16 protein-coding genes are annotated in these 24,137 nt (G+C 73.2%); 11 read left to right on the top strand and 5 right to left on the bottom strand.

Annotation, left to right across the window (positions count from 1 at the left end; all coding sequences use genetic code 11):
- Nucleotides 1-22: 22 nt before the first annotated feature.
- A complete protein-coding gene (locus tag ACWF79_RS25605) occupies nt 23-964 on the bottom strand; it encodes an SDR family oxidoreductase (protein WP_453730482.1) in 942 nt (313 codons plus the stop codon).
- Between the two features lie 116 nt (nt 965-1,080).
- Between ACWF79_RS25605 and ACWF79_RS25600 the strand changes: the two genes are divergently transcribed.
- The 7 genes from ACWF79_RS25600 to ACWF79_RS25570 all read left to right on the top strand — a co-directional run bounded on the left by ACWF79_RS25600 (nt 1,081) and on the right by ACWF79_RS25570 (nt 11,943).
- The gene (locus ACWF79_RS25600; protein WP_453730481.1) at nt 1,081-2,061 is read left to right on the top strand and encodes an AraC family transcriptional regulator; all 981 of its coding nucleotides are present in this window, start codon (nt 1,081-1,083) and stop codon (nt 2,059-2,061) included.
- A gap of 142 nt (nt 2,062-2,203) precedes the next feature.
- Nucleotides 2,204-3,616, top strand: a complete 1,413-nt coding sequence (locus ACWF79_RS25595; RefSeq protein WP_453730480.1) for a 4-hydroxyphenylacetate 3-hydroxylase family protein — start codon at nt 2,204-2,206, stop codon at nt 3,614-3,616.
- A 154-nt stretch (nt 3,617-3,770) separates the two neighbouring features.
- Complete coding sequence (locus tag ACWF79_RS25590) at nt 3,771-5,195, top strand: MFS transporter (protein WP_453730479.1); 1,425 nt, start codon at nt 3,771-3,773, stop codon at nt 5,193-5,195.
- Between the two features lie 169 nt (nt 5,196-5,364).
- On the top strand, nt 5,365-6,534 hold the full coding sequence (locus ACWF79_RS25585) for a monodechloroaminopyrrolnitrin synthase PrnB family protein (RefSeq protein WP_453730478.1): 1,170 nt from the start codon (nt 5,365-5,367) through the stop codon (nt 6,532-6,534).
- A complete protein-coding gene (locus tag ACWF79_RS25580; RefSeq protein ID WP_453730477.1) occupies nt 6,534-7,868 on the top strand; it encodes an FAD-dependent monooxygenase in 1,335 nt (444 codons plus the stop codon). The genes ACWF79_RS25585 and ACWF79_RS25580 overlap by 1 nt, the downstream gene beginning before the upstream one ends.
- A gap of 138 nt (nt 7,869-8,006) precedes the next feature.
- A complete protein-coding gene (gene glgP / locus ACWF79_RS25575; RefSeq protein WP_453730476.1) occupies nt 8,007-10,607 on the top strand; it encodes an alpha-glucan family phosphorylase in 2,601 nt (866 codons plus the stop codon).
- A 109-nt stretch (nt 10,608-10,716) separates the two neighbouring features.
- Nucleotides 10,717-11,943: an alginate lyase family protein gene (locus ACWF79_RS25570; protein ID WP_453730475.1), complete on the top strand. Its 1,227-nt coding sequence runs from the start codon at nt 10,717-10,719 to the stop codon at nt 11,941-11,943.
- An 83-nt stretch (nt 11,944-12,026) separates the two neighbouring features.
- On the opposite strand, the gene ACWF79_RS25565 is transcribed toward ACWF79_RS25570, so the two are convergent.
- The 3 genes from ACWF79_RS25565 to ACWF79_RS25555 all read right to left on the bottom strand — a co-directional run bounded on the left by ACWF79_RS25565 (nt 12,027) and on the right by ACWF79_RS25555 (nt 17,975).
- Nucleotides 12,027-14,057 (bottom strand): M4 family metallopeptidase, encoded by a 2,031-nt coding sequence (locus ACWF79_RS25565; protein ID WP_453730474.1) that lies wholly within the window; start codon nt 14,055-14,057, stop codon nt 12,027-12,029.
- A 292-nt stretch (nt 14,058-14,349) separates the two neighbouring features.
- Complete coding sequence (locus ACWF79_RS25560) at nt 14,350-16,200, bottom strand: ABC transporter ATP-binding protein (protein WP_453730473.1); 1,851 nt, start codon at nt 16,198-16,200, stop codon at nt 14,350-14,352.
- Nucleotides 16,197-17,975 (bottom strand): ABC transporter ATP-binding protein, encoded by a 1,779-nt coding sequence (locus ACWF79_RS25555; protein WP_453730472.1) that lies wholly within the window; start codon nt 17,973-17,975, stop codon nt 16,197-16,199. The genes ACWF79_RS25560 and ACWF79_RS25555 overlap by 4 nt, the downstream gene beginning before the upstream one ends.
- A gap of 191 nt (nt 17,976-18,166) precedes the next feature.
- Between ACWF79_RS25555 and ACWF79_RS25550 the strand changes: the two genes are divergently transcribed.
- Genes ACWF79_RS25550 through ACWF79_RS25535 form a run of 4 tightly spaced genes read left to right on the top strand, consistent with a single transcriptional unit; the run spans nt 18,167 to nt 21,788 of the window.
- Nucleotides 18,167-19,072, top strand: coding sequence for an ABC transporter ATP-binding protein (locus ACWF79_RS25550; protein ID WP_453730471.1), 906 nt, complete (start codon nt 18,167-18,169; stop codon nt 19,070-19,072).
- Nucleotides 19,069-19,812, top strand: coding sequence for an ABC transporter permease (locus ACWF79_RS25545; protein WP_453730470.1), 744 nt, complete (start codon nt 19,069-19,071; stop codon nt 19,810-19,812). Before ACWF79_RS25550 ends, ACWF79_RS25545 begins: the two co-directional genes overlap by 4 nt.
- A 19-nt stretch (nt 19,813-19,831) precedes the next feature.
- Nucleotides 19,832-21,145 (top strand): sensor histidine kinase, encoded by a 1,314-nt coding sequence (locus ACWF79_RS25540; RefSeq protein WP_453730469.1) that lies wholly within the window; start codon nt 19,832-19,834, stop codon nt 21,143-21,145.
- A complete protein-coding gene (locus ACWF79_RS25535; RefSeq protein ID WP_453730468.1) occupies nt 21,138-21,788 on the top strand; it encodes a response regulator in 651 nt (216 codons plus the stop codon). The genes ACWF79_RS25540 and ACWF79_RS25535 overlap by 8 nt, the downstream gene beginning before the upstream one ends.
- 13 nt (nt 21,789-21,801) lie before the next feature.
- Here ACWF79_RS25535 and glgX read toward each other — a convergent pair whose 3' ends face one another.
- Complete coding sequence (gene glgX, locus ACWF79_RS25530) at nt 21,802-24,024, bottom strand: glycogen debranching protein GlgX (protein WP_453730467.1); 2,223 nt, start codon at nt 24,022-24,024, stop codon at nt 21,802-21,804.
- Nucleotides 24,025-24,137: the final 113 nt, after the last annotated feature.

Here is a 24,137-nt window from a genome sequence, read left to right as displayed (position 1 = left end):
GCTCGCGATTTCTGGCGGAAAGTCAGCCCTGTGCCGAGGGCGACTGCTCCTCCGCCTCGCCGGACCACATCTGCCACGGCTGGCGGGTCACCCACTCCTCCACGGGGGCCGTCGGCACCCCGAGCACGTCCGCCGACACTCCGTCGTCGGCCGCGAGCAGCAGCGGGTCGGCGCCCGTCGCCATGTAGTGGTAGATCCCCGCGACGCCCGCCGCCGTCTCCGGGCCGAGCAGCTGGGCGAGCCCGCGCTCGAACACCTCCGGAGGCAGCTGCAGATACCGCACCGCCCGGCCGAGACCACGTCTGAAAGCCGCCGCCAGCTCGTCGCCCGTCAGCGACCGCGCCCCGCCGATGTCGAAGGTACGGCCCTCCAGACCCTCGCCGGTCAGCGCCGCGTGCACCGCCTCCGCCAGGTCCCGGTGCGAGAGCCAGGCCGTCGGCGTGGACGCGGGCAGCGGGTAGGCGAGGACACCCTCGTTCACCAGGGCCGGTCCGTTCCACGGCGAGAACAGGTTGTCCAGATAGACGGGCGGCCGTACGACGACCAGCGGGACCCCGCTGCCCCGCAGCTCCTCCTCGGCGATCCGCCGGGTCTCGAACGCGGCGACCGAGGTCGGACCGTGCGGGATTCGGGTGTTGGTGTTGAGGACCAGGCGCACGGTCCCGGCCGCGAGCGCCGCGAACGCCACGTTCCTCGCGTAGGCGCGGATCCGCTCCGGCTCGTACACCAGCGGCAGGGTCACCACCCCGTGCGTCGTCCCCTCGAAGAGCCGCCGCACGTCCGCCGGTCTGGCCAGGTCGCCCGCCACGAACAGGGCGCCGGGCAGCGGCGGCCGGTCGCCCGCCGGGCGCCGGGTGAGGGTCCGCACCCGATGGTGCCGTTCGAGGAGCAGACGCGCGATCGCGCCGCCCTGGAAGCCGGTCGCTCCCACGACCGCGACCCGCATCGGAATCTGACTGGACATGTGTCGTAGAGGCCCTTCGGTAGGGTGTGGTGGCTGCCATGACGTCTCTCTCAGGCTGGCGGCGGCGGCTCACACCGTTCAATTAACAAACCGGGGCGGAAGTTGAAGGATCGTCCATGGACACCGTGGCAACCGACCGTGACGACCGGCGTGAGGAAGACGAGGCCGAGGACCTCCTGAGCGAACTGCTCAAACCGCTCCGCCTCACCGGCGTCTTCGACAGCCGCTGGCACGTCCGCGCACCCTGGGCCATCGAGGGCGACGCGGAGCAGAGCTGTGCCGTGCTGCACTACATCGTGGAGGGCGGCTGCTGGATCACCGGCGACGGCCGTACGCCGCTGGAGCTGCACGCGGGCGACCTGATCGTCTTCCCCACGGGCAGCGCCCACCGGCTCTCCGACCGGCCCGACCGCCAGGGCGTGCCGCTGCGGGCCGTGCTGCCCGAGCGCAGGCCCGGCACGTCCGGGGAGATACGTATCGACGGCTCCGGCGCCGTGAGCCGGCTGCTGTGCGCCGGGCTCCACTACGACGCCAGTGCCGCGAGCGGGCTCTACACCTCGCTGCCCTGGGCGCTCGTCCTGGACGGCGCCCAGGTCGACCGCGAGCCGCTGCTCCGCGACACCCTGCGGCTGCTCGCCTCGCCCGACCGGCCCGTCGGCCCCGGGGACCGGCTCATCACTCTGCGTGCCTTCGAGATGGCCCTCGTCCTCGCGCTCCGGCCGTTGCTGCGCGACCTCGCGGACAACCCGACCTCGCTGCCGCTGCTCCGGCACCCCGGCATCAGCCAGGCGGTGGTGATGATCGCGACCCGGTTCGCCCAGCCCTGGACCATCGACTCCCTCGCCCGCGAGGTCGGCATGTCCCGCTCGGCGTTCACCGCGGCCTTCCGCGAGCTGGTCGGCGAGTCCCCGGCCCGGCACCTCACCTCGCGGCGGATGCAGGAGGCCGCCCGGCTGCTCGCGGAGACCTCCCTGCCGCAGTCCGCCGTCCCCTCCCGGGTCGGCTATCAGAGCGCCGTCGGCTTCCACCTCGCGTTCCGCAAATGGTTCGGGATGACGCCGGGGGAGTACCGGGCGGGGGAGTGCCACGCCGCCTGATCGGCACAAAAGCCGCGTGAACGCACCCTGACTGGCCGGTTCTTAAGGACCGCTGGACGGACGTTCATTGCCTCGTGCGTACCGGCCGTGAAGGCTCGGGACCGGCAACCAGCCGTGACGTACGAGGAGAGGCGATATCACCGTGACGAGGTCGGGGCAGGAGTATCTGGAGGCGCTGCGCGACGGGCGCGAGATCTGGCTCGACGGAGAACGGATCAAGGACGTCACCGCGCACCCCGCCTTCCGGGCCACCGCGGGATCCTTCGCCGGACTTTTCGACCTCGCACACGACTCCGCGCACACGCCGGCGCTCGTGTCGGGCGGAGTGCACCGCGCGTACGCCGTGCCCCGCTCCTACGAGGACCTGGTCGCACGCCGCCGGGCGTACAAGGTGTGGGCGGAGGCGAGTTACGGCTTCCTGGGCCGTACCCCCGACTACATGGCGTCCGGGGCCGCAGGGTTCGCCGCCGCGCCGGAGGTCTTCACCACGGAGGGCTTCGACGGCGCCGAGAACGCCCTCGCCTACCACCGCAGGCTCGCGGAGGGCGGGCTCTACAGCGCGTTCACCATCACCGACCCCGCCTGCGAGGGCGTGCGGGTCGTCGCGGAGCGCGACGGAGGGATCGTGGTGCGGGGCGCCAAGACGATCGGTACCGGGGCCGTCTTCGCCGACGAGATCCTGGTCGGCACGATCGAGCCGCTCGCGCCGGAGGACACCGAGCGGGCCGTCACCTTCTCGGTCCCGGTGGACACCCCCGGCCTCAAGCTGATCTCCCGGACCTCCTACGAGGAGCGGGCCCGGTCCGTCTTCGACCACCCGCTGTCGTCGCGGTACGACGAGAACGACGCGCTGCTCGTCTGCGAGGACGTGTTCGTGCCCTGGGACCGGGTGCTGACCTACCGGGACGTGACGGCGACGGCCGCGATGTGGTGGGAGACCCCGGCATATCTGCACTTCACGCACCAGTCGTCGACCCGCTTCTGGACGAAGCTGGAATTCCTCACCGGCATCGCGATCCTCCTCGCCCGGTCGAACGGCACGGACCGGGTCCCGCAGGTCACCCAGGCGATCGGACGGCTGCTCGGGATGGTCGCCCAGGCCAAGGCGTTCGTCCTCGGCGCGGAGGCGTCGTGGGAGCCGGTCGCCGGCGGGCGCGGCGCGGTGCGGCCCGGGCAGGAGATCTCCTTCGCGCAGCGGATCATGGCCGGTGAGCTGTACCCGCGTGCGGTGGCGGACATCAAGCTGCTCGCGGGCGGCGCGATCATCCAGACCCCGGCGAGCGGCCGCGATCTGCTCCACCCCGAACTGGGCCCGCTGCTCCGCCGGTACGTCCGCACGCCGGGCGACCCGGCCGAGGACCGGCTCAAGCTCCTCAAGCTGGCGTGGGACGCCCTGGGCTCGGAATTCGCGGGCCGTCACGAGCAGTACGAACGCTTCTACCAGGGCGCCCCGCACGTCTACCTCACGATGCAGACCTGGGCGGGCGCGGCCGACACCTGCGAGACCCTGGCACGCACGTGCCTGGAGAGCTACGACCTGGGCACGAGCAAGTGAGGGCGCGTCGGGCGGCGAGCGTGGCGGGCACGGCGGGCATCGTGCCGGGCCGTGGGCCGGGGGCGCGGCGTGGGGAGTCGGATCCCGGCTGGGGCCTGGATCCCGGCTGGGGCCGGCGTCCCGTCGGCATGTCCCCGGCCGTGGGGGGTGTGGCGTGAAGGCGGGGCGTGGCTCCCGTGGTGCTCTTTCGCTGCTCGCCGCCACGCAGCTGCTGCTGATCCTCGACACCGCGGTCGTCAACGTCGCGCTGCCCTCCGTCGGGCAGGAGCTCGGGGCGGGGTCCGCCGCGTTGTCGTGGGTGGCCAACGCGTATCTCATCGCGTTCGGCGGGCTGTTGCTCCTCGGCGGGCGCGCCGCCGACCTGCTCGGGCACCGCCGGGTGTTCCTCGCCGGGCTCGGCCTGCTCGCCGCCGCCTCAGCGCTCGGCGGACTCGCGCCGAACGCGGGCGTCCTGGTCGCCGCCCGGGCCGCGCAGGGCGTCGGCGCCGCGTTCGCCGCGGCCGCCGCCTTCGCCCTGCTGCTCGTCCTCTTCCCCGACGGGCCCGCGCGGCACAGGGCGCTCGGCGCGTTCGCCGCGATGGGCGGCCTGGGCGGTGTCCTCGGCACCGTGCTCGGCGGAGTCCTCACCGACCTCCTCGGCTGGCGCTCCACCCTCTGGCTCAACGTCCTCGCCGCAGCTCTGCTCGGCGCCCTCGTCCCGCGCCTCCTGGACGGGCGCACCCCGAAGGCCGAGGACCGTCGTCGCTTCGACCTCGCCGGCGCCCTCACCGTCACCGCCGGCCTCGCGCTCGTCGCGTACGCCCTCGTCGACGCCGCCGGCCACGGCTGGCTGTCCGCGCCCACACTCGGCACGGGCTGCGCCGGACTCCTGCTCCTGGCCGTGTTCGCCGTCGTCGAGACCCGCGCCGCCCGGCCCCTCGTGCCGCCCGCCGTCCTCGCGCGCCCCGCGCTCCGGCTCGCCAACATCCTCAGCGCCCTCGCCCAGATGACGCTGTTCCCGATGTTCTTCCTGGTGAGCCTCCATCTGCAGAGCGTCCTCGGGTACACGCCCCTCGGCGGCGGCCTCGGCCTGCTGCCGCTCTCCCTGGTGGTCGTCGCGGTCGCCCCGCAGACCGGCCGGCTCATCTTCCGGATCGGCCTGAACCGGACCATGACCCTCGGCTTCACGCTGCTGTGCGCCGGCACCGTCTGGCTCGCCCTGGCGCTCCGTGCCGACGGCACCTTCGCGACCACCGTCCTCGCGCCCAGCCTGCTCCTCGGCGCCGCCCTGCCGCTGGTCATGGTCACCACCAACGTGGCCGCCACCGCCGACGCCGCCCCGGAGGAGACCGGGCTCGCCTCCGGACTCGTCAACACCGCCCAGCAGTTCGGCTCCGTGCTCGGACTCGCCGTCCTGGTGGCCGTCGCCACCACCCGTACCGACGCGGCCACCGCGGCCGCGCAGACCGACGGCTTCCGGGCCGCTCTTCTCGTCGGCGGGGCCTTCGCCGCCGTCGCAGCGGTGACCTGCCTACGCTTGCGCCTGCCCACGCCCACCCCGGCGCCGCCACGTCAGGGACGCGTGACCGAACCACGGTGAGCACGGTGACCACGTAGACCCGGCGAGTTGGCCCCAGGGCGCCGCTGGTGTCGTACGGGAAGATCGCGCGCGGGCCTCGAGGAACGAGGGGCCCCCGCACGAGCGACCGACGATGCCCGCGCGAGGCGCCCGAAGGTGAACGCGCCCCAAAATAGAGGGGGCATTTCCGTTGGCCCTGTACGACCTTGTCGCGCCCCGGCTGGAGGAACGCGGAGATCCGCGTTACCGCATAGCCGACATACGCGCCGCCGACCCGCTCGGCGCCGACGCACTGTTGGCGGCGGTGCCGGGAATGAACGAGCGCGGCGATGTGGCCGCGCTGACCGTCGCCCTGCGGGCTCTCGTCCCGGAACGGGAGCTGGCGGCCGAGTGGAGCGTGATCGACGCCCTCGCGGCCATGCGGGACCTCGGCCTCCTGCTCGGCTCGCTGAAACGCCACGGCGTCCAGCCCACGGCCGCCGTACCGGAGGTCCTGCCGATCCTCGAACTCCTCGGGCGACGCACGGACATGGTGCCCCGCGACACCGTCCACCACTACACGACGTGGAACCCGCTCGGCCCGCGCCAGCGCATGTACACCGGCGACGCCATGGAGGCCCGGCTCCAGGACGCCGTCCGCATGGCGTTCCCCGGCCTCGTCGCCGCCCTCGACAGCTGCGCGCGCCTCGCGACGCTCGAACCGTACGACCCCGGCTTCGCGGTCGCCCTCGACCGCATCGCCCACCACGTCCAGTCGATCGTCGACGCCATCGACTTCACCGTCGCCCACGTCAGCCCGGAGTACTTCGCCCTGACCCTGCGCCCGTACTTCGAGGAGGTCGAGGTCGACGGGCGCGACTACCTCGGCCCCGCCGCCGCCCAGGTCCCGCTCTGGCTCGTCGACCTGACGCTCTGGCAGTGCGACCGCTCCGACCCGGCCTACGACAGGTTCCTCGCCGAGTCCGTCCAGTACAGCCTGCCGTCCTGGCGGGACTTCCACGCCCGGCACGCGGGCAAGGTCTCCGCCGTCAGCAAGCTCTCGGCCGCCGTCAGCTGGGAGAGCGGCCACCGCCTGCCCCCGCAGCTGACCGCCTCCGCCCTCGCGCTCGGCCGGGTCCTGAAGATCCTCAAGACCTTCCGCGCCCGCCACATCGGCATCGCCCGCAAGGCCTACGCGGAGGACGTGCGGCTGTACGAGGAGGGCAGCGGCGGCGCGCCCGTCGCCCTGCTGCGCTCGATACTCGACCTGACCAGGGACAACGACACGCTGGTGCGCCGCGCGGCGCAGGGCGCGTCCGGAGCGGCGCGCACCGGCGCACGGGCCCACGCCCCCGCCGCGGCGCACCGAGGGGGAGCGTGATGACGATCCCGCCCCCGCACCCAGGTGCCGGACCGCTCCACATCGTCGTCGCCGGCGGCGGCATCGCCGGGCTCACCACCGCCCTCGCCCTGCACGCCGCCGGATTCGACCGCGTCACCGTCGTGGAGTCCGTCCGCGACAGCCGTCCGGTCGGCGCCGGACTCAACCTGATGCCCGTCGCCGTCCGTGAACTGGACGCGCTCGGCCTGCTCCCCCGCCTCGAAGCCGGTGCGCTGCGCACCCGCGAACTGCGCTACTACCACCGCTCCGGCGGCCTGATCTCCCGGGAACCCCGAGGGCTCGGCGCCGGCTACCGCTGGCCCCAGCTCTCCCTGCACCGCGCCCACCTCCAGGAGGTCCTGGCCGAGGCGGTACGGGAACGGCTGGGCGCCGCCGCCCTGGTGAGCGGCGTGCGGGTGACCGGCGTGGAGCCACTGCCCGACGGCCGCCCGCGCATCCAGCTGATCCACCGCGACGGCGCCCTCCGGGGCCGGGGCTCCCTCGAACCGGACGTCCTCGTCGGCGCCGACGGCATCCGCTCGGCCGTCCGGGCGTCGCTCAACCCGGGCGAGGGAGCCCCGCCGTGGAACGGGACGCTGGTGTGGCGGGGCGTCTCGCGGATGCCCGCCCGGTCCGTCGGCACCTTCATGCTCATCGCGGGCGACGACCGGCAGAAGGCCGTCGTCTATCCGATGAGCCCGCCCTCGGGCCCCTTCCGCGAGGTCCTGGTCAACTGGGCCCTCGCCCGCCCCGCCGACACGGCGGACGAGCAGTACCTCGGCGACTGGAACCGGCCGGTCCCCGTGGAGACGTTCCTGCACCACTACGAGGGCTGGGAGTTCGGCGGCGTCAGCGTCCCCGAGGTGCTCAGGGCCGCCACCGCCGCCCACGAGTACCCGATGGTCGACCGCGAGCCCCTCGCGCGGTGGAGCCACGGCCGAACCACCCTCATCGGCGACGCGGCCCACGCGATGTACCCGATCGGCTCCAACGGCGCGACGCAGTCCATCCTCGACGCGCGCGCCCTCGCACACTCCCTCGCGCTCCACCGCGACCCGGCCGAGGCCCTCGCCGCCTACGAAGCGGCCCGCAGGCCCGTCACCACCGAACTCCAGCGCGCGGGCCGACGCCTCGGCCCGGAGGTCGTCATCAACCTGGCGCACCAGCGGGCCCCGCACGGCTTCACCGACATCCACCAGGTGATCCCCGCCGCCGAACTGGCCGACATCGCCGCGCGCTACGCCGCCACCGGCGCCGCCGACCCGACCACCGTCAACCAGGGCTCGCCTTACCAGGTGCGGCCCGGAGGCCGGCCGGTCGGCGCGCCGCGCTGACGCCCTCCCGGGCCACGGCACCACCCCCGCGCGCCGTGGCCCGGGAGAGCGGGGTGCCTTACCTTCGGTGGATGGACAACCGACTGCACAGCGTGGTGCGTCGGCTCCGCTCCGTACTCGCCTGCGAAGGTGGAACGCGTGAAGGCAATCCGTCGATTCACCGTGCGTCCCGTCCTCCCCGACACCCTTCGACCCCTGACCGACCTGGCGCGGAACCTGCGCTGGTCCTGGCACGACCCGACCCGGGAGCTCTTTCGCTCCGTCGACCCCGACCACACCGGCCGCGCGGGCGACCGCCGCGCCGACGACCTCGACCCGGTCCGGCTGCTCGGCTCCGTCTCCGCCGCCCGGCTCGCCGCCCTCGCCGGCGACGAGGAGTTCCTGGCCCGGCTGCGCGCCGCGGCCGAGGACCTCGACCACTACCTGAACGCGCCCCGCTGGTACCAGGAGCAGCAGGAACAGCGGACCGGCAACGGCAAGCTGCCCGCCTGCATCGGCTACTTCTCGCCCGAGTTCGGCGTGGCGGCGGCCCTGCCCCAGTACTCCGGCGGTCTCGGCATCCTCGCCGGTGACCACCTGAAGGCCGCCAGCGACCTCGGCGTCCCGCTCGTCGGCGTCGGCCTGCTCTACCGGCACGGCTACTTCCGCCAGTCGCTCTCCCGCGAGGGCTGGCAGCAGGAGCACTACCCCGTCCTCGACCCGGGCGAGCTGCCCGTCACCCTGCTGCGCGAGAGCGACGGCACCCCCGCCCGGATCACCCTCGCCCTGCCCGGCGGCCGCGGGCTGCACGCCCACATCTGGACCGCGCAGGTCGGCCGCGTACCGCTGCTGATGCTCGACTCCGACGTCGAAGGGAACGCGCCCGCCGAACGCGGGGTCACCGACCGCCTCTACGGCGGCGGCAGCGAGCACCGGCTGCTCCAGGAGATGCTGCTCGGCATCGGCGGTGTCCGCGCCGTCCGTACGTACTGCCGGCTCACCGGCACCCCCGCGCCCGAGGTCTTCCACACCAACGAGGGCCACGCCGGCTTCCTCGGTCTGGAACGGATCCGGGAACTCGCGGGGGAGGGCCGTGACTTCGACGCGGCCCTGGAGACCGTCCGTGCCGGGACGGTGTTCACCACCCACACGCCCGTGCCCGCCGGCATCGACCGCTTCGAGCGGAGCCTCGTCGCCCGCCACCTCGGCGAGGACGGCGAGCTGCCGGGCGTCGACGTCGGCCGGATCCTCGCCCTCGGCGACGAGACCCCGCTCGGCGGCGAACCCGGGCTCTTCAACATGGCGGCGATGGGCCTGCGGCTCGCCCAGCGGGCCAACGGCGTCTCCACCCTCCACGGGTCCGTCAGCCGTGCGATGTTCGGCGGTCTGTGGCCGGGATTCGACCCGGAGGAGGTGCCGATCGGCTCGATCACCAACGGCGTCCACGCGCCGACCTGGACCGCCCCCGAGGTCGGCCGCCGCGCCGAGGAGGCCGACGACCGGGAGCTGTGGGAGCTGCGGCGGACCCTGCGCGAACAGCTCGTGACCGAGGTACGGGAACGGGTGCGCGCCTCCTGGCGGCAGCGGGGAGCCGGGGCCACCGAACTCGGCTGGACCGACTCCGTCCTGGACCCGGACGTGCTCACCATCGGCTTCGCGCGCCGCGTCCCCTCGTACAAGCGGCTCACGCTGATGCTGCGCGATCCCGACCGCCTGCGGGCGCTGCTGCTGCACCCCGAGCGGCCCGTGCAGCTCGTCGTGGCGGGCAAGGCGCACCCGGCCGATCATGGCGGGAAACGGCTGGTGCAGGAGCTGGTGCGGTTCGCCGACGACCCGCGCGTGCGGCACCGGATCGTCTTCCTGCCCGACTACGGCATGGCGATGGCGCGCAAGCTCTACCCCGGCTGCGACGTCTGGCTCAACAACCCGCTGCGCCCGCTGGAGGCCTGTGGCACGAGCGGGATGAAGGCCGCCCTCAACGGCTGCCTCAACCTCTCGGTCCTCGACGGCTGGTGGGACGAGTGGTTCGAGCCCGACTTCGGCTGGGCGATCCCCACCGCGGACGGCGCGGCCGCCTCGGACGAGGAGCGCCGCGACGACCTGGAGGCGGCCGCGCTCTACGAGCTGATCGAGCGCCGGGTCGCGCCCCGCTTCTACGACCGGGGCGCGGACGGGGTGCCGGTCCGCTGGACGGCGATGGTCCGCAGGACGCTGCGGGACCTCGGCCCGAAGGTGCTCGCCGACCGCATGGTGCGGGAGTACGTCGAGAAGCTGTACGCCCCGGCGGCCCTGGCCCACCGGGCGCTGGCGCCCGCCCCGGCGCCCGCGCGGGAGCTGTCGGCGTGGAAGTCCCGGGTGCGGGGCGGCTGGCCGAAGGTCGCCATCGACCACATCGAGGTGGGCGAACTCGGCGAGGACCTGGCGGACGCGGAGCTCGGCGCGACGGCGGCGGTACGGGTCCGGGTGGCGCTCGGCGAACTGGGGCCGGACGACGTGGAGGTGCAGGCGGTGGCCGGCCGGGTCACCCCCGACGACGCGCTCGTGGAGACCCGCACGTGCGTGCTGAAGCCCTCGGGCGGCCCGGACCTGGAGGGCAGGCTGCTCTACGAGGGCTCGCTCGTCCTGGACCGTACGGGCTGCTTCGGCTGCACGGTCCGGGTGCTGCCGGCGCATCCGCTGCTCGCCTCGGCGGCGGAGCTCGGTCTGGTGACCCTGCCGACGGAGGCGACGGGGGAGGGGGCCGGGGTGCTCCTGAGGTGAGGCGCCCGAGGTCTTGACGTGTCCATGGGGTGCCCTTAAGTTCCTCGCTCGACACGGAGTTCAATCCTCCGTCCGGCGTTCACATACAGGAACGAAAGGCACCCCCCGCATGCGCCTCAGAGCCCTGGTTCTCGCCCTCGCGGCGGCCGTCGCCGTCTCCCTGCCCGTCGCGTCGGTCGCCGCGCCCGCCCCGGAGGCCGCGGCGCCGCGGCCCGCCCCGCTCCAGGTGGCGGCCCCCGCGGCGCCCGCGGCCTTCACCCACCCCGGTGTCGTCGTCTCCCGCCCCCAACTCGACTTCGTCCGGTCGAAGGTGCAGGCGGGCGCGCAGCCCTGGAAGGCCGCGTACGACCAGATGATGGCGAGCCCGTCCGCCTCCCTGACCCGGGCGCCCAAGCCCCGCGCGATCGTCGAGTGCGGCTCGTCGTCCAACCCCAATTACGGCTGCACCGACGAGCGGCAGGACGCGGTCGCCGCGTACACCCAGGCGCTGGCCTGGTACATCACCCGCGACTCCCGCCACGCCAGGAAGGCGATCGAGATCATGGACGCCTGGTCGGCCGTGATCACGGACCACACCAACTCCAACGCCCCGCTCCAGACCGGCTGGGCGGGCTCCTCCTGGCCCCGCGCCGCCGAGATCATCAAGTACACCTACACCGGCGGCTGGGCGAACTCGGGCCGCTTCGCGACCATGCTGCGCGACGTCTACCTGCCCGAGGTCATCAACGGCGCGGCGACCAAGAACGGCAACTGGGAACTCATCATGACCGAGGCCGCGATCGGCATCGCGGTCCACCTGGAGGACCGCGCGGCCTACGACAAGGCCGTCAGGACCTACCTCGGCCGGGTCCCCGCGTACATCTACCTGTCCTCGGACGGCTCCACGCCGAAGCCGCCGCCGAACAGCAGCATCGACACGCGCGACGAGATAGTGAAGTACTGGCAGGGCCAGTCCACCTTCGCCGACGGCCTCTCCCAGGAGACCTGCCGGGACTTCGGCCACACCGGCTGGGGCCTCGCCGCCGCCGTTCACACCGCCGAGACCAGCCGCATCCAGGGCGCGGACCTCTACCCCCAGGTGTCCGAGCGGCTGCGGCACGCGCTCGGCTTCCACACGACGTACGAGAACGGCACGGCGGTCCCGTCCTGGCTCTGCGGCGGCGCGGTGAAGAAGGGCCTCGGACGCGTGACGGAGATGGGCTACAACGCCCTCAACGGCCGTATGGGGATCTCCATGACCAACACCCGGATCTACACCGAGGGGCACCGGCCCTCCGGCACCGACAACTACTTCGTCTCCTGGGAGACGCTGACCCACGCGGCGAACCCGAACTGACGCCGATGCGGCGCCCGGCCGCTCGGCGGACGCGCGGACGCCCGGAGGGAAGGTTCCCTCCGGGCGTCCGTGGACCGTGGGGCTTACGGGAAGGTCAGCTTGAAGCTGTTGATGTAGCCGGTGTCGACCGAGGCCTTGTCCTGGACGCGGAGCTTCCAGGCGCCGTTGGCGACCTCCGAGGAGGCGTTCACGGTGTAGGTCTGGACGAGGTTGTCGGCGCTGCCGCCGGAGCGGTTGTGCAGGTTGTAGACCGAGCCGTCGGGGGCGACGAGGTCGACGACGAGGTCACCGCGGTAGGTGTGGACGATGTTCACGTCCACCTTGAGGGTGGAGGGCGCGTTGCCGGTGATGCCGGTGACGTTGACCGTCGAGGTCACCGCGGCGCCGTTGTCCGGGATGGACACGTCGGCCGCGTTCTCGAAGACCTTGCCGGGCTGCGGGTTGCCGCCGCCGGGGCGCGCGCCCACGTTGATGCCGGCCCAGGCGTGCTCGACGGCGAGGACCTCGGGGCTGCCGGCGCCGTAGAGCTCGGTGGCCACCGCGACCGTACCGGTGCGGGCACCGGCGTAGTTCGTGTTGGAGCTGAACTTCGTGGTGAGCGCCTTGAACCAGATCAGCGCGGCCTTGTCCCGGCCGATGCCGGTGACGGGCAGCCCGTCGGAGGTCGGCGAGTCGTAGTTCACGCCGTTGACGGTCTTCGCGCCGCTGCCCTCGGAGAGCAGGTAGAACCAGTGGTTCGCCGGACCCGAGGAGTAGTGGACGTCGATGGAGCCGAGGCCCGAGTACCAGGCGTCCTTGGACGAGCCGTCCTTGCTCGGCTTGTCCATGTACCGCAGCGGGGTGCCGTTGCCACGGATGTCGATCTTCTCGCCGACCAGGTAGTCGCCCTTGTCCTGGGCGTTGTTGGCGTAGAACTCGACGGCCGCCGCGAAGATGTCCGAGGTGGCCTCGTTCAGGCCGCCGGACTCACCGCTGTAGACGAGCTTCGCGGTGTTCGAGGTGAGGCCGTGCGTCATCTCGTGCGCGGCCACGTCGATGGAGGTGAGCGGCTTGGTGTTGTTCGCGCCGTCGCCGTACGTCATGCAGAAGCAGGAGTCGGACCAGAAGGCGTTGACGTACGCGTTGCCGTAGTGGACCCGGGAGTAGGGCGCGACACCGTCGCCCCGGATGCCGTTGCGGCCGTGCACGTTCTTGTAGTAGTCCCAGGTGAGAGCGGCGCCATAGTGCGCGTCGGCGCCGGCGGTCTCCAGGTTCTGCGGGGTGCCGTCGCCCCAGACGTCGTCGGCACCGGAGAAGAGCGTCCCGGTGCCGGACGTGCCGCGGTTGAGGTTGTACGTCTTGTGGTTGCCGCGGGCGGCGTCGGTCAGGGTGTACGGGCCCGTGCCGGACGAGCCGAGGGTCACCTGGCCGCTGTACTGGGTGTTGCCGGTGCCGTTGTGGACGGCCTGCCACTCGTACAGCTTCGCGCCGGTGGTGGCGTCGGTGACGACGTGCAGCTCGTTCGGCGTGCCGTCGTGCTGGAGGCCGCCGACGACGGTCTCGTACGCGAGGACCGGCGAACCCTGCGCCATCCAGACGACCTTGCGCGGGGCGCGCTCGGCCGCGGTCTCCTTGGAGCCCTCCGCCCTGGCCTCGGCGACCGCCTGCTTCTCGGCCGCGGCCGGGGCGACGTCGGCGGTCACGTCGACGTTCTTCAGCTCCGCGCGGGAGGCCTTGGTGACGCCCTGGGTCACGCCGGCCTTGGACTCGGCGACCACCAGGTCACCGCCGAGGACGGGGAGTCCGGCGTAGGTGCGCTCGTAGCGCGTGTGGGTCGTGCCGTCGCGGTCCTGGACCACGTCGCGGACGACGAGCTTCTCCTGGGCGCCGAGGCCGAGGGACTTGGCGGTGGCCGCCTTGTCGGCGTCGGCCGCGCGTATCAGCGCGGTGCGCTGGGCGGGGCTGAGGTCGGCGGGGAGCTTGCCGGGGTTGGTGGCGATGCCGGCCTGGGCCTTCGGGGCGGCGGGGGTGTCCGCGGCGGTCGCGGCACCGGTCTGGACACCGACGGCGATCATGGCGGCGGCAGCGATCAGAGCGCCGGTCGCGGTGGCGCGACGGCTGGGCGTGGATCTCACGCAGACTCCTTTTGCGAGGGGGGTACCGGACGGCTGGGTGGGTCGTCCGGGCGGTGCAAACAGAGCTGTGGAGCACGAACTCTCATACGAGTCGGGGAGAGAGTGGCAGCTGTGACCGCCATCTGTCAGGAGCGTGTCAACAAGTTGGCCGGAATTCGTCCGGAGCTCGAAGCCGCGCGTTCGTTAACCGGACGTTTCGTCGATCATGGCCACGGCGCCGACCGGCGTTCTCCCGGGCCCGCTCGCGACGGGCGAGCGCGTCCTACCCGCGCTCCACCGGGCCGGGCGGGCCTCAACCCACCAGGCTGTCCCGCCACGCCCGGTGGAGCGTCGCGAACCGGCCCTCGTCGCGGACCAGTTCCGACGGCGGGCCGTCCTCGACGATCCGGCCGCCCTCCATCACGAGCACCCGGTCCGCGATCTCCACCGTCGACAGGCGGTGGGCGATCACCACCGCCGTGCGGCCCGCCAGGACGGTGTCCATGGCCCGCTGCACCGCCCGTTCACCGGGCACGTCCAGGGAGCTGGTCGCCTCGTCCAGGATCAGTACCGCCGGGTCCGCGAGCAGGGCGCGGGCGAAGGCCACCAACTGCCGCTGACCGGCCGAGATCCGGCCGCCCCGCTTCCGTACGTCCGTGTCGTAGCCGTCCGGCAGCCCCGCGATGAAGTCGTGCGCGCCGATCGCCTTCGCCGCCCGCTCGATCTCCTCCCGGGTCGCGTCCGGCCGCCCGATCGCGATGTTCTCGGCGACGGTTCCGGAGAAGAGGAACGCCTCCTGGGTCACCATCACCACGCCCCGCCGCAGTTCGGGCGTCGCCAGCTCACGGAGGTCGACCCCGTCGAGCAGCACCCGTCCCTGCGTCGGGTCGTAGAACCGGGCCAGCAGCTTGGCCAGCGTCGACTTGCCGGCGCCCGTGGAGCCGACGACCGCGACCGTCTGCCCCGCCGGGATCGTCAGGTCGAAGCGGGGGAGCACCTCGCCCCCGGTCCGGTACGCGAACCGCACCCCGTCGAAGACGACCTCCCGGCCGGGGCGCCCGCCCCGGGCCGCCGGAAGCTCCCTCGGCGCGGCGGCCTCCGGCACCCCGGGCTCCTGCGCGAGCAGGCCCGCGATCTTCCCGAGGGACGCGGCCGCCGACTGGTAGGAGTTGAGGAACATGCCGAGCCGGTCGATCGGGTCGTAGAGCCGCCGCATGTACAGCACCGCCGCCGCGAGCACACCCAGCTCCAGCGTCCCGCCCGCCACCCGGTACGCGCCCCACAGACACATGCCGGCCACGGCCGTGTTCGCGACGAGCCGGGAGCCGACGACATAGCGGGCCATCTCCAGGAGCGCGTCGCCGTTGGAGCGCTCGTGCCGGTGGTTGAGCCCGGCGAACTCGGCGTCGTTGGCCCGCTCCCGGCGGAACGCCCGTACCGGCCGGATCCCGTTCATCGTCTCCGCGAACTTCACGATCACGCCCGCGATGGCCGTGGACCGCTCGGCGAAGACGACGGCCGAGCGCCGCTGGTAGAGCCGCACCAGCAGATACAGCGGGACGAAGGAGGCGACGGCGACCGCCCCGATGCCCAGGTCCAGCCAGAGCAGCATCGCCGAGATGTACACGAACGCGAGGACGACGCCGATCAGCTCCTGGAGCCCCTCGGAGAGCAGCTCGCGCAGCGACTCCACGTCGGTGGTGGACCGGGAGATGAGCCGGCCCGAGGTGTACCGCTCGTGGAAGTCGACGCTGAGCACCTGCGCGTGACGGAAGATCCGCCCGCGCAGATCCAGCAGCACGTCCTGGTTGACGCGGGCGGCGCGGCGCAGGAAGAGGTACTGGAGGAGCCCGCCGGCCAGGGCGCAGACCAGATACCCGGCGGCGACGGCCACGACGGGCCCGTGGTCACCGTCCCGGAAGGCCGGCACACCCCGGTCGATGGCGTACGCGACGAGCAAGGGCCCCGCCTGCAGGGCCGCCTGCTGGAGCAGCAGCAGGAGCGCGGCGACGGCCACCCGTGCCCGGTGCGCGGAGAGCAGCGACCGCAGCAGGGCCCCGGTGGCACCGGGGGCGGTGGGCAGGTCGTCCCGGTCGAAGGGGTCGCCGCCGGTGGCGACCGCGCCCTTGCCGGTCGTCCTCGTCGGATTCTTCGCAGCCGTCATCGTGTCTCAGCCCCTTCGCCGGACATCAGCCAGGCGTACTCGGCGTTGCTCCGGAGCAGTTCCTGGTGGGTGCCCACCGCCGCGACGCGCCCCTGTGACAGGAGCGCCACCCGGTCGGCGAGCAGGACGGTCGACGGCCGGTGGGCCACGACCAGGGCCGTCGTGTCACGCAGGACCTCGCGCAGGGCGGCCTCCACCAGGGCCTCCGTGTGGACGTCGAGCGCGGAGAGCGGGTCGTCGAGGACCAGGAAGCGGGGCCGGCCGACGACCGCGCGGGCCAGGGCGAGGCGCTGGCGCTGGCCGCCGGAGAGGCTCAGTCCCTGCTCGCCGACCTGGGTGGCCGCACCCTCGGGCAGCGCCGCGACGAACCCGTCCGCCTGGGCCACGGCGAGCGCGCGCCACAGCTCGGGTTCGCCCGCCCCTTCCGCCGCGCCCATCAGGACGTTCTCGCCGACGCTCGCCGAGAAGAGGGTCGGCTCCTCGAAGGCCACCGCGACGAGGGCGCGCAGCCGTTCGCGCTCCATGAGCGTGATGTCCTCGCCGTCGAGCAGGATCCGCCCGCCGGTCGCCTCGTGCAGGCGCGGTACGAGGGCGGTGAGGGTCGTCTTGCCGGAACCGGTCTCGCCGACGAGGGCGAGGGTCTCCCCGGGCCGGATGTGCAGATCGACCCGGTCGAGCACGGGAGGGGCGTCCGGGGGCGCGTCCGGGTAGCGGAAGGTGACGCTCTCGAACCGGACCCCGTCCCGGGCCCCCGGTGGTCCGCCGGCCTCGGCCGGACCGGGCGTCTCCTCCGGCGCGTCCATCACCTCGAAGTACCGCTCCGTCGCCGTCGCCGCCTCCTGGCTCATCGCGAGCAGGAAGCCGATCGACTCCACCGGCCAGCGCAGCGCAAGCGCCGTCGACAGGAAGGCGACGAGCGTGCCCGCCGACAGCCGGCCGTCGGCGACCTGGACGGTGCCGAGCACGAGCGCGGCGCCGATCGCCAGCTCCGGGATGATCGTGATGAGCGCCCAGATCCCGGCGAGCAGCCGCGCCTTGACCAGCTCCGTGCCGCGCAGCCGCTCGGCGAGCGCGCGGAAGGCGAGGGCCTGGCTGCGGTGCCGCCCGAAGCCCTTCACGATCCGGATGCCGAGCACGCTCTCCTCGACCACGGTCGTCAGATCGCCGACCTGGTCCTGGGCGCGGCGCGCGACGACCGCGTACTTCGCCTCGAAGAGCGAGCAGAGGATCACCAGCGGGACGACGGGCGTCAGCAGCACGAGCCCGAGCGTCCAGTCCTGGCCGAGCAGCAGGACGTAACCGGCCAGGATCGTCACGCCGTTGACCACGAGGAAGGTCAGCGGGAAGGCGAGGAACAGCCGGACCAGCATCAGGTCGGTCGTCCCGCGCGAGAGCAGCTGGCCCGACGCCCAGCGGTCGTGGAAGGCGATCGGCAGCCGCTGCAGCCTCCCGTACAGATCCGCCCGCATCCGCGCCTCGACCCCGGCCAGCGGCCGGGCCACCAGCCACCGCCGGAACCCGAAGAGCACGGCCTCCGCGATCCCGAGCAGCAGCAGGTACAGCGCGCCGAGCCAGACCCCGCCGGGGTCGCGGGCGGCGACGGGCCCGTCCACCATCCACTCCAGGACGAGCGGGATGACGAGCGAGAGGCACGAGGCGACGACGGCGACCACGGCCGCCGAGGCCAACCGCACGCGCACCGGCCGGACATAGGGCCACAGGCGCAGCAGGTTCCGAACGGCGGACTTCTTGGTGACAGCGTCTTCTCCGGGCATCACGACCGACCCTACGGTTCACCACTGACACCGCTCACGTGGTTTTCCGCCGCCGGGCCGGCCGCAGGGGTCGGCCGCGCCACCCGGGCGCCCGGGCCCCTCGGTCGTACCGGCCATCAACCGATCGGTTGACCCGAGGTCGAGCGCGATGGCGGATGCCGCCCCTCGGCCGCTCGCGACAGCCTTGAGCCATGCCAATGATCGAAGTACGGGGCCTGCGCAAGGCCTACGGGGACAAGGTCGTCGTCGACGGGGTCTCGTTCGACGTCGACGAAGGAGAGATCTTCGGGATCCTCGGCCCCAACGGAGCCGGCAAGACCACGACCGTCGAGTGTGTCGAGGGGCTGCGGAGGCCGGACGCCGGGACCGTGCGGGTCGGCGGGCTCGACCCCGTCGCGCACCACGCCGACGTCACCCGGATCCTCGGCGTCCAGCTCCAGGAGAGCGAACTCCAGCCGAAGATCACCGTCCGCGAGGCCCTGGAGCTGTACGCCTCCTTCTACGAGCGGCCCGCCGACTGGCGCGGCCTCGTCGAGAGGCTCGGGCTCGAAGGGCAGTTGGGGGCCCGGTTCGGGAAGCTGTCCGGCGGACAGAAGCAGCGGCTCTTCATCGCGCTCGCCCTCGTCGGCGACCCGCGCGCCGTCGTCCTCGACGAGCTCACCACCGGGCTCGACCCGCGCGCCCGGCGCGACACCTGGTCCCTCATCGAGGACGTCCGGGCCGCCGGCGTGACCGTGCTGCTCGTCACCCACTTCATGGAGGAGGCCCAGCGCCTCTGCGACCGGATCGCCGTCATCGACAAGGGCCGCCTCGCCGCGCTCGACACCCCCGACGGGCTGATCGGCCGCGCCACCGCCTCCAAGGTCATCTCCTTCGAGGCCGGAACCCCCCTGGACCCGGCCGAGTTGCGGGCCCTGCCGCAGGTGGCCGGCGTGGAGACCCGCGACGGGCGGACGGTCGTCGAGGGGACCGACGCCACCGTCGACGCCTTCGTCGTCCTCCTCGCCCGCCGGGGCGTCACCGCCCGGCAACTCCGGGTCGTCGACGCCACCCTCGACGACGCCTTCCTCGACCTGACGGGAGCCGACCAGCGATGAGCACCGCCACCACCATGGTCCTCAGGACCGAGGTCCGTCTCTTCACCCGTGAACCCGCCACCCTGTTCTGGGTGATGGTCTCGCCCACCGTCCTCCTCGTGATCCTCGGCCTGATCCCGTCCTTCCGCGAGGCCTCCGCCGACCTCGGCGGCCGCCGCGTCATCGACCTGTACGTCCCCGTCTCCGTCCTCTTCGCCGTGATCATGGCCGGAATCCAAGCCATGCCACCGGTCCTCACCGGCCACCGCGAACGCGGCATCCTGCGCCGGATGTCGACCACCCCGGTCCGCCCGGCCGCGCTGCTCACCGCCCAGATCGTGCTCCACGGGGTCGCGTCGCTGGTCTCCGCCGTCCTCGTCATCGCCGTCGGCCGCGTCGCCTTCGGCGTCCGGCTGCCGCAGGACCTCGCCCCGTACGCCCTCGGGCTGCTGCTCGCCGTCGCCGCCGGTCTGGCCCTCGGAGCCGCCGTCTGCGCCGTCTCCCGTACGCAGAACATCGCCTACGCGGTCGGCTCGGCCGTGTTCTTCCCGGCGATGTTCACGGCAGGCGTCTGGGTTCCGGTGCAGGTGCTGCCCGATATGCTCCGCGGCATCGTGCAGTTCACGCCGTTCGGCGCGGCCTCGCAGGCCCTCGACGCCGCGACGACGGGCGGCGGGACCGCGTGGGTCGCACTGGGGGTGATGGCCCTGTGGACGGTCGTCCTGACCGCGACGGCGGCGCGCTGGTTCCGCTGGGAATGAGGGAGGGGGCGCCGGGGTGATGGCCACGACGGTCGAGGAGCGGTGGCGCCAGTTCTTCCGCTGGGGCCCGTACGGCCTGCTGGCCATCGCGACGGTGCTCGCCGCGACGGCGGCGGACGCCCTCGCCATGGACGGTACGGAGACGGCCGCCGCCACGGCCCTGACCGTCGCCACGCTCGCCCTCCAGATCGGCTGGGACACCTACCAGCGCCGGACGGCCACGCGGCAGGCGCCCGGGACGGACCCGGGCGGCCTGCCCCTGGTCCTCGGCGAACCCGACCGGGCCTCCACCGTCTACTTCACCGTCCGTACCGTCCTCGCCTTCGCGCTCACCTGGTTCAACCCGTTCTTCTCCGTCTTCGCCTGCATCGGCTTCTTCGACTGCCCCCACCTCCTGCCCCGCGGGCTCGTCCGCGCCGGGCTCCTCGTCACCGCCGTCATCATGGCCGGGGCCCAGTCCGGCGGGCTCCCGCCCACCTCGCTCGTCACCTGGGTCGCCTTCGGCGGTCTGTTCGCGCTCAACGCCTTTCTCGCCGTCGTCTTCTCCCACCTCGGTACGAAGGAGGCCGAGAAGGCCGCCGAGCGCGCCGCCACCATCACCGAACTCGCCCGCACCAACGCCCGCCTGGAGCAGGCCCTCGCCGAGAACGCCGCCCTGCAGGCCCAACTCCTGCTCCAGGCCCGCGAGGCAGGGGTCGCCGACGAGCGCCGCAGACTGGCCGCCGAGATCCACGACACCCTCGCCCAGGGGCTGACCGGGATCATCGCCCAGCTCCAGGTCGTCACGGCCACCCCCGACCCCGCCCTCGCCCGCGTCCACGTCCAGCGCGCCGCCGACCTCGCCCGGCACAGCCTCGGCGAGGCCCGCCGCTCCGTACAGAACCTCAGCCCGGTCGCCCTGGAGCACGACTCCCTCCCCGAGGCGCTGGACAAGACCGTCGCGGCCTGGTCCGAACGGACCGGCATCACCACCCGGTTCACCGTCACGGGCACCGAGGAGCCCACCCACGACGAGGTCGCCGCCACCCTGCTCCGCATCGCCCAGGAGGCGCTCGCGAACGCCGAACGGCACTCCGGCGCCTCCCGGGCCGGCGTGACCCTCTCCTACATGGGCGACGAGATCACCCTCGACGTCCGGGACGACGGGCACGGCTTCGACCCGCGGGCCGTCCCCACCCGTGCCGCCCGCACCACGGCCGGCACGGGCGGCGGATTCGGCCTCGACGGCATGCGGGCCCGCGCCGAACGCCTCGCCGGCTGCGTCACCGTGGAGACCGCCCCCGGCGAAGGGACGGCGATCTCCGCCCGCGTACCGTTGGTGCACCATGGCTGACCGCACCCCCATCACGCTGCTGATCGTCGACGACCATCCCGTCGTACGGGACGGGGTGCGCGGCATGTTCGCCGCCGACCCCGCCTTCCTCGTCCTCGGCGAGGCGTCCGACGGCGTGCAGGGAGTCGAACTGGCCCTCCGGCTCGACCCGGACGTCGTCCTCATGGACCTGCGGATGCCCGGCGGCAACGGCGTCGACGCCATCGCCGAGCTGACCCGGCGCGGCGCCCGCTCCCGGGTCCTCGTGCTCACCACGTACGACACCGACACGGACACCCTGCCCGCGATCGAGGCGGGCGCCACCGGCTACCTCCTCAAGGACGCGCCCCGCGAGGAGCTGTTCGCGGCCGTCCGGGCCGCCGCCGAGGGCCGGACGGTGCTCTCCCCGGCCGTCGCCTCCCGGCTCGTCTCCCGCGTCCGCACCCCCGCCGCACCCGTGGACGACTCGCTCTCCGCCCGCGAACGCGAGGTCCTCGAACTCGTCGCCAAGGGCACGTCCAACCGCGCCATCGCCGTCGAGCTGTTCATCAGCGAGGCGACCGTGAAGACCCATCTCACGCACATCTACGGCAAGCTCGGCGTCAAGGACCGGGCGGCGGCGGTCGCGGTGGCCTACGAACGCGGCATCCTGGGCCGCGCCTGACCCGGCGGGCCCCTCACGCCCGCACCCGCAGCAGCCACACCGAACGCGCCCCCACCGTCACCGTCGCCCCGCCGGCGTACACGGTCTCGGGGGCGTGCGTCTGGTCCTCCAGGGCCGTGTCCAGGACCAGGGCGTACGACGCCGCCCACGGCGGGCCCGGCAGCCGGTACTCCGCCGGGTGCGGACCGGCGTGCAGGATCGCCAGGAAGCTGTCGTCGGTGACCTGCTCGCCCCGCTCGTCGCGCCCGGGGATGTCCCTGCCCGAGAGGTAGAGGCCCAGCGTGGCGGCCGGCGCGTACCAGTCGGACTCGGTCATCTCCGTGCCGTCCGCCGTGAACCACGCCAGGTCCCGCAGCCCGTCCGCGCCCTGCGGGCGACCGGAGAAGAAGGCGCGTCGGCGCAGCACCGGATGGCGGTGGCGCAGCGCGAGCAGCCGCCGGGTCAGGGCGAGCAGCTCCCGCCGCCCCGGGTCCTCGGGCAGCGACCAGTCCAGCCAGCTCACCTCGTTGTCCTGGCAGTACGGGTTGTTGTTGCCGCCCTGCGTACGCCCCATCTCGTCGCCCGCGACCAGCATCGGCACCCCGGTCGACAGGAGCAGGGTGGTGAGCATGTTCCGCAGCTGCCGCAGCCGCAGCCCCTGCACGGCCGGGTCGTCGGTCTCGCCCTCCGCCCCGCAGTTCCAGGCCCGGTTGTCGTTCGTCCCGTCCCGGTTGCCCTCGCCGTTGGCCTCGTTGTGCTTGCGCTCGTACGTGACGAGGTCCCGCAGCGTGAAGCCGTCGTGGGCGGTGACGAAGTTGACCGAGGCGTACGGCCGCCGGCCGCCCCACGCGTACAGGTCGCTCGATCCGGAGAGCCGGTAGCCGAGGTCCCGTACGTCGGGCAGGGCGCCCCGCCAGAAGTCCCGTACGGCGTCGCGGTAGCGGTCGTTCCACTCCGTCCACAGCGGCGGGAACGCACCCACCTGGTACCCGCCGTTGCCGACGTCCCACGGCTCGGCGATCAGCTTCACCCGGCGCAGCACCGGGTCCTGGGCGATGACCGCGAGGAAGGGGGAAAGCATGTCGACGTCGTGCATCGAGCGGGCGAGCGCCGCCGCAAGGTCGAAGCGGAAGCCGTCGACGCCCATCTCCGTCACCCAGTACCGCAGCGAGTCCGTGATCAGCCGCAGCACCTGCGGCTGGACGACGTGCAGGGTGTTGCCGCAGCCGGTGTAGTCGGCGTACCGGCGAGCGTCGGACTGGAGCCGGTAGTAGCCCCGGTTGTCGATGCCCTTCAGCGACAGCGTCGGGCCGAGCTCGCCCGCCTCGGCCGTGTGGTTGTAGACCACGTCGAGGATGACCTCGATCCCGGCCGCGTGCAGCGCCCGCACCATCCGCTTGAACTCGCCGACCTGCTGCCCGGTGGTCCCCGAGGAGGAGTAGCCGGCGTGCGGGGCGAAGTAGCCGATGGAGTTGTACCCCCAGTAGTTGCGCAGGCCCCGCCGCAGCAGATGGTCCTCGTGCGCGAACTGGTGCACCGGCAGCAGCTCCACCGCCGTCACCCCGAGCCGTACGAGGTGTTCGACCGCCGCCGGGTGCGCGAGCCCGGCGTAGGTGCCGCGCAGCTCCTCGGGGATGCCCGGGTGGAGCTTGGTGAAGCCCTTCACGTGCAGCTCGTAGATGACCGAGTCCGGCCACGGCGTCTTCGGCCTGCGATCGTCCGCCCAGTCGTCGTCGTCCAGGACGACGACCCCCTTCGGCACGTGCGGGGCCGAGTCCCGGTCGTCCCGCACGGTGTCGGCCACATGCTGCTGCGGCCAGTCCCGGACGTGCCCGTACGCCTCCGGCGGCAGCGCGAAGTCGCCGTCGACCGCCCGCGCGTACGGATCCAGAAGCAGCTTGGCCGGGTTCCAGCGGGCCCCCGTCCACGGGTCCCAGCGGCCGTGCACCCGGAAGCCGTACCGCTGGCCCGCGCCAACTCCGGGCACGAAGCCGTGCCAGATCTCGTGGGTCAGCTCGGTCAGCGGCAGCCGCCGCTCCGTGCCGTCCCGGTCGAAGAGGCAGAGTTCGACGGCCTCCGCCCCGCCGGCCCACAGCGCGAAGTTGGTGCCCGCGACCCCGTCGGGGCCGACCCGGCAGCGCGCCCCCAAGGGCGTCGGCGCACCCGGCCACACCACCGGCCGCCTCCGCTCCGGGGCAGGCAGGAGCGCCCCTTCCTCCCCCACCGCCTCCGCCTCCTGCTCGGCTGCGCTCGACACCTGTCGGCCTCCCGCGGCTCGTCGGGCCCGCGCCGCCACGGACCCGCGGCGTCCCGGCCGCGGCTCCCCGCACGGGGTCCTCCCCCTGTTCTGCCCGTACGGCCGTACTCCCA

It is taken from the genome of Streptomyces sp. NPDC054975, from assembly GCF_053609105.1.
This window is presented reverse-complemented; position numbering and strand designations above follow the sequence as displayed.